The 15,490-nt window shown below is 40.5% G+C and carries 12 protein-coding genes; 4 read left to right on the top strand and 8 right to left on the bottom strand.

What is annotated here, in order from left to right:
• Positions 1-375: 375 nt before the first annotated feature.
• The 4 genes from CLI64_RS23370 to CLI64_RS23355 form a co-directional block, all read right to left on the bottom strand.
• Complete coding sequence (locus CLI64_RS23370; RefSeq protein ID WP_103139466.1) at positions 376-1,140, bottom strand: ABC transporter ATP-binding protein; 765 nt, start codon at positions 1,138-1,140, stop codon at positions 376-378.
• A gap of 96 nt (positions 1,141-1,236) precedes the next feature.
• A complete protein-coding gene (locus CLI64_RS23365) occupies positions 1,237-2,658 on the bottom strand; it encodes a cell wall metabolism sensor histidine kinase WalK (protein ID WP_103139465.1) in 1,422 nt (473 codons plus the stop codon).
• Positions 2,655-3,374, bottom strand: coding sequence for a DUF4079 domain-containing protein (locus tag CLI64_RS23360; protein ID WP_103139464.1), 720 nt, complete (start codon positions 3,372-3,374; stop codon positions 2,655-2,657). The genes CLI64_RS23365 and CLI64_RS23360 overlap by 4 nt, the downstream gene beginning before the upstream one ends.
• Positions 3,375-3,446: 72 nt before the next feature.
• Positions 3,447-3,899 carry a DM13 domain-containing protein gene (locus CLI64_RS23355; protein ID WP_103139463.1) on the bottom strand — a complete coding sequence of 151 codons (453 nt, stop codon included), beginning with the start codon at positions 3,897-3,899 and terminating at the stop codon, positions 3,447-3,449.
• 328 nt (positions 3,900-4,227) lie between these two features.
• Here CLI64_RS23355 and CLI64_RS23350 point away from each other — a divergent pair, with 328 nt between their 5' ends.
• The 3 genes from CLI64_RS23350 (at position 4,228) to CLI64_RS23335 (ending at position 8,279) form a co-directional block, all read left to right on the top strand.
• Positions 4,228-5,271 (top strand): ribonuclease, encoded by a 1,044-nt coding sequence (locus tag CLI64_RS23350; protein ID WP_103139462.1) that lies wholly within the window; start codon positions 4,228-4,230, stop codon positions 5,269-5,271.
• 369 nt (positions 5,272-5,640) lie between these two features.
• A complete protein-coding gene (locus CLI64_RS23340; RefSeq protein WP_103139460.1) occupies positions 5,641-7,068 on the top strand; it encodes a sensor histidine kinase KdpD in 1,428 nt (475 codons plus the stop codon).
• A 200-nt stretch (positions 7,069-7,268) separates the two neighbouring features.
• Positions 7,269-8,279 carry a DUF1350 family protein gene (locus tag CLI64_RS23335; RefSeq protein ID WP_103139459.1) on the top strand — a complete coding sequence of 337 codons (1,011 nt, stop codon included), beginning with the start codon at positions 7,269-7,271 and terminating at the stop codon, positions 8,277-8,279.
• 198 nt (positions 8,280-8,477) lie between these two features.
• Here CLI64_RS23335 and CLI64_RS23330 read toward each other — a convergent pair whose 3' ends face one another.
• Positions 8,478-11,159, bottom strand: a complete 2,682-nt coding sequence (locus CLI64_RS23330) for a CHAT domain-containing protein (protein ID WP_103139458.1) — start codon at positions 11,157-11,159, stop codon at positions 8,478-8,480.
• A gap of 524 nt (positions 11,160-11,683) precedes the next feature.
• Between CLI64_RS23330 and CLI64_RS23325 the strand changes: the two genes are divergently transcribed.
• Positions 11,684-12,223 (top strand): L,D-transpeptidase, encoded by a 540-nt coding sequence (locus tag CLI64_RS23325; protein ID WP_103139457.1) that lies wholly within the window; start codon positions 11,684-11,686, stop codon positions 12,221-12,223.
• A gap of 52 nt (positions 12,224-12,275) precedes the next feature.
• Here CLI64_RS23325 and CLI64_RS23320 read toward each other — a convergent pair whose 3' ends face one another.
• The 3 genes from CLI64_RS23320 to CLI64_RS23310 form a co-directional block, all read right to left on the bottom strand.
• On the bottom strand, positions 12,276-13,133 hold the full coding sequence (locus CLI64_RS23320) for a sulfite exporter TauE/SafE family protein (RefSeq protein ID WP_225977418.1): 858 nt from the start codon (positions 13,131-13,133) through the stop codon (positions 12,276-12,278).
• 64 nt (positions 13,134-13,197) lie between these two features.
• Entirely contained in the window at positions 13,198-14,337 is a 1,140-nt protein-coding gene (locus CLI64_RS23315; RefSeq protein WP_103139456.1) for an AAA family ATPase, read from the bottom strand.
• 90 nt (positions 14,338-14,427) lie between these two features.
• Positions 14,428-15,210 carry an RNA ligase family protein gene (locus CLI64_RS23310; RefSeq protein WP_103139455.1) on the bottom strand — a complete coding sequence of 261 codons (783 nt, stop codon included), beginning with the start codon at positions 15,208-15,210 and terminating at the stop codon, positions 14,428-14,430.
• Positions 15,211-15,490 lie beyond the last annotated feature (280 nt).

The raw sequence follows: 15,490 nt of genomic DNA, 5'->3' as shown, positions 1-15,490 counted from the left end.
ACGGTAATACTGCCGATAGCATACTTTTAGCGAAGTGAGCAACGTGAATAACTGCGATTGTTTTTATTGTTTCAACGCCGTCATTATTGCTGATCTGGTACTTAAAGATGATGCTAGCTTCACAAAGTTATGGGGTGATTTTGGGGTGAGTTTATCACTTTGATGTCAGGGCTGTTGCTGACAGCAGATTTGAGATTTACGACCGTATATATTTTGGGCAAATATATCTTACCACGGTAATTAACGATGTCAAAACTATATTTGTTTGATATCCTTTAGCGTTTGCCGCTAGATGTGTTCACAGCTTGAGCATTGCTTTTCTAGAGGAGAATCACGAAAATACGTGAGGTGGTCACAGATGGAAAATGAAAATATTCACTCCGCAAATTGCGATTCCTGTAAATTTTCTGGTGTGAGGTGAGAATGTACTACTTGTCCATCTCGAAACCAGACAATGCGCCGAGTTTGACGCGCCACTTCTGGTTCGTGTGTCACCATAACAACGGTAATTCCACTCTGATTAAGTTCAGTGAAGATATCTAGAACTTCTTGAGTGGTGCGAGAATCGAGTGCGCCGGTTGGTTCATCAGCCAGGAGAACGACGGGACGGTTGACAATGGCACGGGCGATCGCTACTCTTTGTTGTTGTCCACCAGAAAGTTGAGTCGGTTTGTTACTTAGTCGCTTTTCTAAGCCTACTTTAATTAGTGCTTCTGTAGCGCGATCGCGTCTTTCGTTAGGATTAACACTCGCATACACCATTGGTAGCATCACGTTTTCTAAAGCTGTGAGTTGGGGTAGTAGGTGGAATTGTTGAAAGACAAACCCCAGTTTTTTGTTGCGAATGTGTGCTAAATCTGCATCATTCATTTGTGCCACATCAACGTTATCTAGATAATATTGTCCAGTGGTTGGGCGGTCGAGACAGCCGATAATATTCATAGCAGTGGACTTACCTGAACCGGAAGGCCCCATAATGGAACAATATTCACCTTCGTTGATTGCTAAGTTGACATTATTTAAAGCCTGAATTTCAGTTTCTCCACTACCGTAGATTTTAAAGATATTTTCTAGCCGAATAATTGCTGATTGCGGTACTGGGTTAGGAATTAGTGAATCAGTAATGGAAATGGTTGGCATAGGATTTTAGTCAATAGTCATTAGTCATTAGTCATTAGTTCTTAGTCTATCTTAAGAGACTGTGACCTTTGTTACCTGTTCCCCAGTCCCCAATCCCTAACTCCTGGGTAGGGTAATGGTAAACGTACTTCCTTCATTTAACCTAGAACGCACTGTGACATTACCATCCATGCTTTCTACAAGGGTTTTGACGATAGATAATCCTAAACCGGAGCCACCTATGGAACTTGTACGGGCTTCGTCGGCACGGTAGAATCTTTCAAAAATCCGTGATTGTTGTTGTAAAGGTATGCCATAACCTTGATCTGCAACTTGGATGATGGCTGCTTGTTCTTGTTGATCTAACTTCAAAGTTATGGGTGTATTTGCTTCAGAATATTTTACGGCGTTATCAATTAAATTAAGTAATATTTGTTTGAGGCGATTGTAGTCGGCTTTGGCGATAATTGGTTTATTTTGATTTTCGATGATTATCTGGCGATCGCTATATTTTTCCGCCATCCCTGCCACTTCTACAATTAAATCATTTAATACGCATTCTTCTAAACAAAACTGCAAATAACCGCTATCAGCTCTAGCTAAATCTAATAAATCTTGCAAGAGTCTAATTGTTCTTTCTGCTTCTGATGCAGCAGTTTCTAAGGCTTCTCGCTGCATTTCATTCAGGTTTGTTTGTCGGCGCAAAACACTTTGTAAATAGCCGTGTACTATTGTTAGGGGTGTGCGTAATTCATGGGAAACATTACTGACAAATTGACGCTCTTGTTCCCAAGATTGGGAAAGTCGCGCTAACATCATATTGAAGGTTTGGGCTAGTTCTTTGACTTCACTTGGTGCTTTATCTAGATATAATTTGGCTTGTCCTAAATCAGCGATGGAAATTACAGATGTCATTTGACTCAGCTGCATTAATGGTTGCAAAGAACGCTTGACATAGATGGCGATCGCAATGGACATGACTATAATTGTTACAATACTGCCAACACCCAAACTCCGCACCATCACTAAAAACATCTGTTGTTCACGGGTGACATCCTGAATCACAAATAAGTTACCTAGAATTTTTCCCTTGACGGGAACAGCACCGCCACACAACACAAAATAACGTCCCCCTACTTTTTCTATGCGTGCTTGTAGGATCATTTCACCCAGGGACATTAATTCAGTTGTGGTTTTATTAGGTAACTGGTTCCAGTTATTAGATTTACCTATAATCTGATTTTCAGAATTTTTTACCCATAAATATGTATTGGTTGCTGTGAGGCTATCAATTGATTTTTGTAGTGCAGCTTCTGGTGGCATCATTTCACTATAAATCTGCACATCACGAGGTAGCCTTTGAGCAATTGTTTCAATATTATTTTTATGGTTATTGATTAAAATTTGCTGTATTTTCCACCCTGTCCAGAATGCTAAGTTGCCTAGACCTAAAGTAGAAAGTACAGCAATACCAACTGTTAAACGTAAGCGTAAGGAAAATGGATCTATTTGGGGTTGCAATTTGTGAAGTTGTTTCACTTGGGAGCTTGATTATTTGGGGTTAGACAAGTTTTCTGGGCGTAATTACATTGATAAATGTATGACTCTTGCCAATTTAAGGGAATTTCTAATAAGTCTCGTGAACCTGTAAATCCTTGACCAAGAAATAGTAATAAAGCCACACAATTTAAAATTGTATGTATCAACCGCCAGCGATGTGATCTATCTTGATAAATATCTTGTACGATCGCCACAGAAAAAATCATGAGTAATGATGCGGTAATACCTATATAGTAGTGTGACCAGTACCATTCATTCGTGCGACGAAATACGCCATCTTGACAGCCTAAAATGACTAAAGCTGTACCAGTTAATGTGGCGAATATACCACGCCATAAACGCTCCCTAGCTCTTAACAGCAGGGCTAAACAAACTATAGCTAAAATAAACATCAATACAATAAATGTTAGCTGGAATAAGTTTTGATTCCACAGTTGTTTTTTGATGATATTTTTACCGATGGGGTAGGCTAAACCTAATAAGCATAAACCCACAACAGCAATACATAGCCATTCCCCAATTCGCTTATGTTCTCCGCCTACAATTGGCGGAATCTTGCTTTTACCACCGTCTGCGCTTTGTAGTCGGCGTTCCCGTGTCTGCCACGCAAAGTAACTAACGATACCAATGCAGGGGAAAACAATGGTAACTGCGATCGCTGGATGTACAAGTCCTAAGAAATCTACTAATTCCATATTAATAATAGATATTCAATTTTTATTTTCATGTCTATTAATTTGCTACACAAATTTAATATTTATGTAGCTTTATAAAGCAGCATAACCAAATGTAGCGTTAAATTTACGACACCAAATAGCTACAGATTTATAGTTTGCTAGCTTAATATTTTGTGGCACAGCATAACGTTGTTTACCACTAGTTTTTTGCAAAGGGGCAATCTGGGTATAATCTTTTTCTTTAATACCCGATACTGGTGGTGCATCAGTACGATAAAGAATCACAAATAAGTCTGGGCCATTATCTGTTTTGAAATTTTCATCAAATTCTAGATATTGTTTACCTGCTTCTGTGACAACTGCAACTTTCCCCTTAGTCGGGTGTTCTGCTGCTTGAAAATTACCAACTCCAACAGGCGCACTAGCACTAGTTGTAGTATTATTTGGTGTTGGATTATCAACTTGATTACTCCTAGACTCCCCTGTGCATCCAACAACTAGATTAGTAATAATTGCTAGAACTATTAAATATTTCCACTGCATTTTTCAAAAATCCTCAAACTTTCATCCAGAATTAATTTAATACTTTTCTTGTCTAATTAAATTAATTTAAGCTGAGAATTTGTTAAAATTATTTTTTTTGATGATTACTTAAATAAGTTCTAGTAACATTTTTAAAATTTATTGCAATTTTTGTACTATTATTGCTCTACTAACCAAAATTTTACTTATAACTAAGTGTATATTAACTCACTCACTATAGAAGTAAGGCAGACTGTAGAAAAACATTCTCCGGAAGTCGTGACTTGCTCTTGTATCTTTACATAAGAGCCAAAATCACCCTTTTTAGCGAATTTTACGGAGTATACTAATGCTGCGATCGCTTAGGAAAACACTTGTATTAGCAGTCTTACTAGTGTTCTCTTTCTTACTACAGCCTAACACGGCTCTCGCTTTCATCTCCTTTGATGGTCAATTCACGGCTACAAATGCTTGTGAAGCAGTAGTTTCTATTAAAAAAGGAACTAACCCCGGCAATGTGAGATTAAAGCTGGGAGAAACTTACCAAATTGTGGGCAAGAATAAAGATATCCCTTCCCACTACTTATTACAAATTTCTCAAGCTAATCCTCCTCAACGTTGGGTTGAGGCTAGTTGTCTGAATATTGCGAGTTTACCAGTTGATACAACTCCTAATCCCACTCCCGACACACCTATAATTCCAATTCCCGTTGGTGAAGATTACTTATTAGCTATCAGTTGGCAACCTGCATTTTGTGAAAGCAAACCAGACAAAGAAGAATGTAAACGATTAGCTAAAGATCCCAGTCGTCCTGAAGCTACTAATTTCACTTTGCATGGTCTTTGGCCTCAACCTGACGATAATATTTATTGTGGTGTTAGTAGAACTGACAGGGCTTTGGATGGTGATAAAAAGATCAATAACGGCAATGATAGAGACTGGTCAAAGTTACCAGCAGTAGAAAAAGAGTTGTCCCCTGAAACTTGGCAAAAATTACAAGCTGTAATGCCTGGAACATTATCAAATTTGCACCGCCACGAATGGATTAAGCATGGTACTTGTTACCAAGGTACACCAGAAGAATATTTTTCCGAGTCAATTGTACTTCTGCAAGCCTTTAATCAATCACCAGTGCAGCAGCTATTTGCTAATAATATTGGTCGGAAAATTGCCGTCAAAGAAATTGATCAATCCTTATCATCTTTCGGCTCTAAAACAGGAGATAAAGTAGAAGTAAAATGTGATCAATCATTCCGCATAGGTGAACTTTGGGTAAATCTCAATGGAGATATTACCCCAGACACTCCAGTTTCTCAATTGCTTGTTAATAGCCCAAATGCCAAACCTGAAAAACCAACTAAATCCTGCTTAGTTGATGATGCTCGTGATTAGTATAGGGGTTTAGGGGTTTAGGGGTGTAAGGGTGTAGGGGGTGAACGAAATTTTGTGTGGGATTTCTAGCTACGTATCCAGAAAATTACTCTCCACACTCCCCACACTCCCCACACTCCCCACACTCCCCACACCTTTTTTCGCTCACCCCCCTTACACCCCTTCTTAACAGATAACCCCTCTGTGTATAAGTTCTGGACTGTTCTTAAATCTCGCAACCATAACAGTGACGTATGATAGGGGAAATCGCGCCTAACTTGTTCGGTTATACGACTGTTGCTAGAGTCTAAATAACTATAACCTCTAAATAGTAGTGAAACTTGAAACGTCAAAGCTGCTAGTCGCTCTTGAACCAAGAGGTGAAAGTCTGTGTACGAATGGATCTTGCCAAGTCTGAGTGAAGTGTTAGCCGAAAGTGGATCTATTGTAGCAAAAGGCTCACCGACCAAAGCAGAGCAGCAATGGCGTATGAGTCTAGCAGCGATAGAACATTTGCTCATCGAAACTTTAGCCAAAACCACGTCCGATGCAACCCTGGGACTGGTTTTAGCTGCACCCGCACCGTTATTTAGTCAGCCAACCCTTACCCAAAGATTGCAGACGGTAACTTTTACCGCCAAGCCGTTTAATCCCTTGGCGTTAATGCCATTTAATATGCCAGGAGCGATCGCAATTTGTCCAGAAACCACCCCTCCTGGTGAGTCGGTTCTCCCCCTACTACCCGCCGATCCCCTAGCAGCAGAACAGTTTTGTTTAGTATTTACCGAGAAATTTAGCTTAGTTCTCGTTTTAGCTACCCACAAAAACGGCTCTTCATCCTTTGCTTTCGCCTTTGAACCGGAAGTAGTGCAGCAAGCATGGCGCGCCTTGGGTGCGCGAGTGATGCTAACTAATCCCGATTATTTTGCGGAATTAGACTCATTAATCGCTAACTATCCTCCAGTACCGCCTGATTACCGTACTGCGTTTCAATTTAGTCAATTCCTTCTGCAAGAATTACCAGAAGAAGAACCCAAGGAATGGGGACAAGGAATCCGAGAAGAGTTTCCCCAATGTCCAATTTCCCATACCCAATCCGCAAGCACTCCAAATACAAATCCCGACGTAGAATTACTCCAAGCTTTCGCTCATGAAGTCCGTACTCCACTCACCACCATTCGGACGATGACACGCCTGCTGTTAAAACGGCGGGATTTACCCACAACTGTGATCAATCGCTTAGAAATTATCGATCATGAGTGTACCGAGCAAATTGATCGCATGGAGTTGTTATTTAAAGCCGCAGAACTAGAAACAAGTGCAACTGCGAAATCTGGAATTACACATTTAACTCCCATGTCTCTTGATCAAGTGCTGCATCAAAGCATTCCCCGTTGGCAACAAGCAGCACACCGCCGTAATTTAACTTTAGATGTAGTCTTACCGCAGCAATTACCCACGGTGGTAAGTAATCCCGCCATGCTAGATCGGGTACTCACCGGCTTAATGGAGAATTTTACCCGCAGTTTACCCCCTGGGAGTCATATCCAAGTTCATGTTATCCCCGCAGGTGATCAACTCAAGTTACAACTATCACCCCAAAGCCTCTGCCCAGAAACCAATCAAGCCACCACACCCCCCATCCGCAAAGCCTTGGGACAGTTGTTAATGTTCCAACCAGAAACAGGTACAATTAGCTTGAATTTAGCAGCTACCAAACATTTATTTCAGGCGATCGGTGGTAAGTTAATCGTCCGTCAACGTCCAGAGTACGGTGAAGTGATGACTATTTTCTTACCTTTGGAAGTAAGTCGGTAGTAGACAAGGTAGACAAGGTAGACAAGGTAGATAAGGTAGACAAGGTAGAAATTCTTACCCTATGCCCTATGCCCCATGCCCTATGCGAACATCCGTATGTAAACTAACGTTAAAATAACCTCTCTCTTCAGGTGGAAATTTCCGGAACTGTCAAGCTGGGTGCTGTATCATCCCTTGTTCAGATATCGGTATAAAAAATTATGACTGCAAAAATGAGATTTCAGCCTGTTTCCCATAGTTGGGTTGCATTACATCCACAACCTAAAGGGGTAATTCAGTTTATTGGTGGGGCTTTCTTTGGAACTTTTTTCCCCATGTTTTTCTACCGTTATTTGCTGGAATCTCTATTTAAAAATGGCTACACTATAATTCTCCTTCCATTTAATTTTACGTTTAACCATTATGTAGAAGCGGGATTTTTGATTAAAGAACAATACGAAATTATCCCTGAGTTAGTCAGAATGGCTCAATTAGCTAACTATGACTATCAGGTCTATCTAAAAGATACAAATTTTTCTTGGATTGGTCATAGTATCGGCTGTAAATATATTGCTCTTTTAGAAGGTTTTACCGCCTTACCTGAAGACCATAAAGAACTAGAAAAAGTTATTCGTCAAATTGTTGTCAAAAGCAGCGATACATCAGATAAAGCTGCAATCGAGCGTAAAATTCAGCGCATCCTCTCAGATATTGAAAACCTAATCTATGAATTACGCCAGGAAAAGGAAAAGTCAAATAACTTAAGTAGTTACTATGTGGGAGAGGAAAAAAATATCTTTTCTAGCTTATTTATTAAAGGTCAAACATCCGTGTTGTTAGCTCCTGTCAATAGTGGTACTGACAGCGCAATTCCCAAACCTCTAGCAAAAATTATTGATAAATTAGGCTTAGGTGTTAATCCTAACCCTAAAGAAACTTTTGCTCTCATTCAAGAAACTAATCTATTTAATTTATTAGGACTAATCCAATTTAAAACAGATAAACTCGCTAAATCAACAGTTGATTGGTTTCTTAACACCTTTCACAAACCACCAGTTGATTTTCAATATCTTGCACCAGGAGGACATTTAAAACCTCTGGGTTTACAAGTAGGTAACTCTGTAATTAATTTCCCAGATAGCTTACCAATTATTGAATCTACGCAAAAACGTAATGCAGAATTAGAATCTTATGTGATCAAACTACTGCAAGCACTAGAAAAGAAACGATAAAATCAATTCGCAATTCGCAATTCGCAATTCGCAATTCGCAATGGACTAACGTCCCGCTACGCTAAAGCTTTAAACCTAACTTTTTCCGATAAATTGAATTGCCATGACCTGGTTTGTTGGCTTGATATGACTAAAATTTTGTCTTAAAATCTTTCTGTGGTGTCGGTATTCGCACCACAGGTTTTTTTTGGGATTGATTTAATTCCACTCCCCCTGTAAAGTAAAAGCTGCCCAATAATAGGGAGCAGCATATTTTTGCTTACGCCAAATTGCTATCTGTGCATTTCGCAAGGCGGCGGCTGGCTTGAGTTTGGCTTGTAGCATTTGTTGATAGAATGTCTGCATCAGTTCTGATGTGGCTTGATCCTCTACACTCCATAAACTGACTACAACTCGCGGACTACCTGCATACATAAACCCCCTAGTTAAACCCACTACTCCTTCGCCTTTAATCTCTTTTCCTAATCCGGTTTGACAAGCACTGAGAACTACCAGATCAGCTTTGAGGTTGAGGTTAAAAATGTCATGTAAGCGCAAAAAGCCGTTCTGTGGTGTTCCCTGACGGTCAAATAGTGACAGCACGATTCCAGATAATTCGGGGTTTTTGCTGTTAAGAATGCCATGCGTGGCAAAATGGATGATGCGATACTGACTCAGTTCTTGATTGGTAGCGGTTTCTCGACTAGCACTAAAATCCAAAGCTGATTTAACTTTCTGATTAGGTACAAGTGCCAAAATCGCCTCGGCTTCTTGGCGGGTAAAGCGAAGACGTTCAAAGTTAACAGACGAATCACTGACAGATTTATTTAAGGCTAGACTGTCTAAGTCATTCATTTTTGTTGGCGAATGAGATGATTTAGTTACAAGACGCTCATCATCATTTCTAAAAATTGGATCTGCTAACACAGCTACAGTTTTGGGTGCGGGCTTCCGTCCTGTTTGTTCTTTTCGCAAAATGGCTAATGTTGACGCTGAGGGTAGGGTAACAATTTCGTGCTTTAGTAATAGTGGTTCATATTGACTATTGGGGTGATTTGGCGACATCAAAGCAGCAAAGGGGACGTACTGCAAAGCACCATCACTGACTACCACTAATCGTTTTTGTCCTAAATGCTGGGCTACGGGAGCAAGGATGATTTGAGATAAGTTATTGATTGCGGGGCTATTTGTGCGGTATGGGCTAGTAATGTCTTGGCGAAATTTTTGGATGGCTGTTTCAATGTCTTGGCGTTTTGGTAATTCGTAACTAAATATATTTTTATTAGTGACAGCCCAAAGGTAACTCCGTTTTTCTCCCAAAGAATATTGTAGTAATAAGGTGTTGTCGTCTAGAACTTGCTGTTGAATTTGTGGCAATGATAGGGGTTGGGGTTGAGTCAAAGCAGCATAACGCGGGCTAGTGGAGCGAATTTGGGCTTGAATTTGTTGATATTGTTCGACGAGTGCAGTGATTTGTGTTTCTATGGCTTGTGCTTCTGGGTTGTTTTGGTTGAGTAATTCGATTTTTTGGGCTTCTAAAACATCAAGTTTTTGCTTTAATTGCTGTTCTTGAGCCAGTAACTCTGGCTTGACTCCTTGACGAATATCTGCGTTCGCTTCACTGAGTAATTCTAAGAGACTGCGGGCGCGGGCGTTTTCACTAGCTTGCAATCCTTGAGCATCGTAACCTTGATTTGGTTGTTGTTTGTGTAATTGCATCAGCAAGTCAATCTGTAGCTGATAATAGTCTTGGACTGTAGCAAAATAAGAGGTGCGGAGTTCTTGCGAAACTATTTGGCTACGGAGTTTTTCAACAATTTTGATGGCTGTTGCAATTTGAGTTTGGGCTGTTTTGAGGTTGCCTTGCTCCTGTTCTAGAGAGGCGATGTAATAGAGATTATGGGCTTCTCTGTGTTTACTACCTAGTTGTCTGAATAAGTTGAGTGACTGCTGAAAATAATCACGGGCTTTTTGCGGTTGTGCTAATTTTTGGTGGAGTCTGCCTAGATTGCTGAGGGCGATCGCACTTCCTAATTTGTCTCCTACAATGGCAAATAGAGCTAATGATTTTTGGTGATAGTCGAGGGCTGCTTTTTGGTCTCCTCGATTAGAGTAGACAAGAGCTATATTATTTAGGGCAACTGCTTCGCCACTTTTATCGTTGCCTTGCTGGTATAAAGGTATAGACTTTTGATAATAATCGAGGGCTGTTTGCTCATCACCTAAATCTGAGTAGACTTTGCCGATACTATTGATAGTATTAGCTGCACTGGCTTGATCGCCTACTTGCATTTTCAGGGGTAGGGATTGATTGTAGTATTCTAAAGCTTTTTGATGTTCTCCCAAATAGCCGTAAATCACCCCAATATTATTCAAGGTAATTGCCTCACCTCTTGTATCTTTGACTAGTCGTCTGAGGGGCAAGGCTTGGTGATAGTAATCTAAGGCTTTTTGTCTTTCTCCCAACTCTGAGTAAATTTTACCGATGTTATTTAAAGCTGTTCCTTCCCCTGATTTATTTCCTATTTGTTGATAGATAGACAGGGCTTTTTGGTAATAATCTTGTGCTGTTTGCTTTTCTCCGAAGTCTGAGTGGATTTTGCCAATGTATGTCAAAACTGCCGCCTGTGAAGAGCGATCGCCATCTCTACGATATAAGTCTAAAGCCTGCTCAAATTTTTGTAGTGCTTGCTGTCTAGCCGCTACGGTTTTCTGATCATATAGTTGCTTTGCTTGTTGATAAACTTGTTGTGCTGTGGTTGTTTTCTCCACTGCCTGGGCAATTTTCAATGAATTATTGGTTAGCACATGAGCCAGACTCACTTCGGAAAAGCACAAAATACTGCTCAATACAATGAGAGTGTAACTTGCTACCAAGTTTAGCAGTTGCCATTGCATCATTAAGCCACCTTAATTTACTGATTACTTACAATTTCCGGCAATTTATAAATTGCTCATGTCAAAGTCATCTGTGGTTGATGCGTTTCCCTATATTTAGAATTCCCCACATTGGGAAAAAAATCACAGTTTAATGATTTTTATTCATTTATTTATATGCTTTTTAAGCAAAACAGTAAAAGCGGGTTTTAAAAATCTGTTTTCCAACTTGAATATCTTACATAAGTCGTCTCTACAAATCCAAAATTTCAAATTGCCTGCATACTGTTTAAATCTTTGTGAATATATCCAAAGCAGGATAATCACTATGTTTTTCCGGAATGAGCATCAATGAAAATGAAGGGAAATATAGAACAAAGAATTTGTTTGTCTGCCTCAGCAATCTGCGTAAATCCTAGCTTTCTCTGGATAATCATTCAAAACACTCTACAGTCCGAAACATCAAGTTTCATGTTTTGAAGCCTCAATTTTTCGTAATCAAAAGCTTAGGAATTGATGACTTTAGCAGGATAATAAGGTGGTGCAGTATGCAAAATGGGATTCACAATAACGGAAGATTTGGCGCAGGAAAACTCTTCACTGGTGTAGTGATTATGATGGCAGCTTTGCTATCTGGGTTAGCACCAACCATAGCTGATCCTCATGCACCCAAAGCCATAGCAGCTTTAGCTAATGGCAGTAGTATCGCCACTTCTAATATTCAGGAAGCATCTCAAACTAGACGAATTGTCATTGATTTATCAGCACAGCGTCTATTTGCTTGGGAAGGAGATAAATTAGTATATTCTTTCCGCGTTTCTACGGGAAAAAGTTCTACACCTACACCTACAGGTCAATTTAGAATTAATTCCAAATACCGTATTAACCGGATGCGCGGACAAGGTTACGATATTCCCGATGTCCCTTACGCCATGTACTTTTACCAAGGCTATGCCATTCACGGGGCTTATTGGCATAACCGCTTTGGGACTCCAGTTAGTCATGGTTGTGTCAATTTACCTGTCAAACAAGCCCGCAAGCTTTTTAATTGGGCTTCTCCAGGAACTTTGGTAGTAGTGCGGAGGTAAAGGCGGGAATGGGGCATGGGAATTTCTCTGTTGGGTGCTAATCTCAACAGTTTCACCATTTGAATAACATGAAAATGGCGATCGCTATGACAAAATAGGCAAAACCTGTTTCTAATTTCTGTGCTGCGATAAATTTGCTTAAGTAAGCACCAATTAACATTCCCACAGATGCGGCTAAGGTAAAGGTCAGCATTAAGTCAATATCTATGGGAACATGACCCCAATATCCCACAAAGCCTGTGATGGACTTAAAGGTCATAATCACTAAAGAAGTCCCAATGGCTTCTTTAATGGGTGTGTTCCCCAAAATTACTAAAGTCGGGATAATCATAAACCCACCGCCAATTCCCACTAGCCCCGTGAGAATTCCCACCCCAAAACCTTCCGTGGGAATTGCTAACCATCGGGGAATACGTTCATAAATACTAGGTGAGGAATTGACTTCAGCAGTTAGCAGTTGTGCATCAACACCATTGGAAATGACATCTAACTCTAGATTTGCTGATGATTTATTCTGGCTATTACGCAACATCACATAGGCAGCGACAAACATCACCGCCACAAATAAAAGATGCTGTAAAGTGGGTGTGACTATGGGGAGAGTAGCTAGACGCGCCCCCATGTAAGCACCTACCATTGCCCCAGGAGAAAATAAAAGGGCTGTTTGAAAATTGACATTTTTTTGTTGCCAGTGGGGAATGATGCCAATTAAACTGACAGCACCGATAGTTACTAAACTCATGGCGATCGCGGACTTAATTGGCACTCCCAGCACATAAACTAGGATGGGTACAGCTAAAATCGACCCTCCACCGCCAATTAAGCCCAAACTCACACCTATACAAATAGCCAGAAAGTGAGCAATGATCATCATTTGAAAGTTGGGAATTGGGAATGGGGCATGGGGCATTGGGCATTGGGCATTGGGCATTGCACAAGAAATTCAACCTTGTCTACTCTACACCCCTACACCCCTACACCCTTACACCCCTTGATTCAACTATCCAATCTACCACCTGTGCTTCGGTGATGTTTGGGACTTCTAAACGGCTTTTCATTTTATAGAGTACCTTTTCTGGGACTTGAGCAGGGCGATCGCGATTTCTTGTCAGTAATTCCTTCCAAGGTGCTTCTAGGTAAACAATGCGAATTTTTGCTTGATAATTGGCAAACTGGCGAATTAGTGAACTTCTTAACTGGCAGCTAATATTAGTAGCGTTCCAGACGAAAGATTGTCCATTCCGCAGATAGTCTTTGGCTACGGCTTTGGCTGCATTCACCACCGCGCCTTGTTCTGCGTCTGGTGCAATTTTCATTGTCTGTCTGAGTTCATCTAAAGAAATTACTGGCCAGTCAGGAAGATTTTCTTGAATCCAAGTGTCTTTCCCCGCCGCCGGTAATCCTGACATCATCACCACTTCTAAGCGAGTATCATCATAGGCTGCATAGTCTGGATGAATATTTTCTTTTTGAAAATAAATAAACCGACTGTGATTTGAGAGAAAGGGGCGAGGTTGGTTAAAACAGTGGTTTTCTTGGGTATATTCTCGAAAAAAGGCAATCCTTTCTAATAACTGGGCTTGATCATCACAATATCGCCCCCGCACATCGGCTTCAGCTAATAAACTCAGCCAATCACAACGGATGATTTGACTAGTTTTAATCACTGCTTTTTCGGGGTTGGGTTTGTCCCAAAACCATAAAGGTAAGCTACCGTATTTCACTAAAGCCACAATTGCTTCCCGTTCATGGAATGGAACTTCCATATCCCAAAGAATTGACTGTGTCATCTTCGCACCTTGGAGGACATGACCTTTAGAGGAGATAGCACCATCAGTTTCTATTTGGGTGGCTGTGGGTTTAGCAACATCATGTAGTAAAGCCGCAGCAAATAACACTGAACGTGCTATGGGTGCTAAAGTTCGCCATTGTGGTAAATTTACTAATGCTTCACCCACTAATTTTGTATGAACTAAAACATTACCCTCAGCATGATAACGGGGATCTTGGGGACAATCAGCGAGCGATCGCAACCAATCAAATTCTCTTTCTAATCCTGTCCAATCTATTTTCCAGTCATCCGCATCTGGACAATAGGGAAAAGTCCAATTCATATTCTCTCCCTCAAATTCTAGTAACATTTGTTCTTAGTGAGGACTTTAGTCCTCAAATCTCTCAGGACTAAAGTCCTTACTACAAACCAATCAAAATAAATTCACATCAGAACGCAGCAAATTGGGAATGATCGGACGATTCAACCAATGACCATCAGATTGTTGAATGGTAGTTAAAAAGCTGGAACGCACATATTTATAACGTGCTGTTACTGTATCCCCTGGCTCGACTTTGATGTATAAACCTTCCATCACTGCACTTTGGTCAGTTTGATTGAGAGAACGTTCGACATCTAGTCCCTGTTGTTGACAAATCTGGCGGAAATTTTCTAGATATGCAGATGTTTGATAGTGAGACTCACCTAATAAACCCAGCAATTGCTTATAGGATTGCAGTTCACCAGTAAACAAAATGGGTACAGAAACTAGTGGTAGTCCTGCTAGTAGCTGCTGGCGGCGTTTGGTGCTAAGAAATACTTGATTTTCTAAATCCAGCACATCGTATTCTAAAAAGTAGTGGGGTAAAGCGTCATAAAACACTGTGTGCTTCGCATACAGCCATTCCCCAAACAAAATAAAACGACTCCCCAAAACTTCCCAAAACGCGCCTGTGTGAGTATACGCCCACTGCTTAAACAGATTAAAATGCTTTTCTCTTGCACCACCTGTTAAATAGTGTCCCCGGCTTTGCAGTCGGAGTTGTCCATCAGCCGTAAAACTGATAGCGGCGTTTGCACCATCCACTTTTTCCTCAACTACTACATACTTTTCTTTGATAGTTGCAAAGGGGATACTGTCGAGGTCTTCATCCCCAGGTTGCAACCGCGAACCCTCGATGTGATGGGTACGCGGATATTTATAGATTTGTTCCATGACCTTTATACCTTGGTAAAAGCAATCAAAATCCTGACGTAGAGAGGTTTGACGAATGAGTTATGTTCATTCGCAATGATTGAGAATTTGATTGAACCAAGGCATTACATAATCGTGACCTCTAGTTGCAGAGTGCTTACATCATACGTTTACTTCACAAGCTCAAGCCAGATTTCCTGAATTTGACTTTTGCCCGTTCCCCTTTTCAGAAAATTTAGCAATTTTAGACTTATGATACTATCGTGATATCACTTTGATATAAAACTGGGTTGAGAAGAAC

Source organism: Nostoc sp. CENA543 (assembly GCF_002896875.1).
Lineage (GTDB): Bacteria > Cyanobacteriota > Cyanobacteriia > Cyanobacteriales > Nostocaceae > Trichormus.
This window is presented reverse-complemented; position numbering and strand designations above follow the sequence as displayed.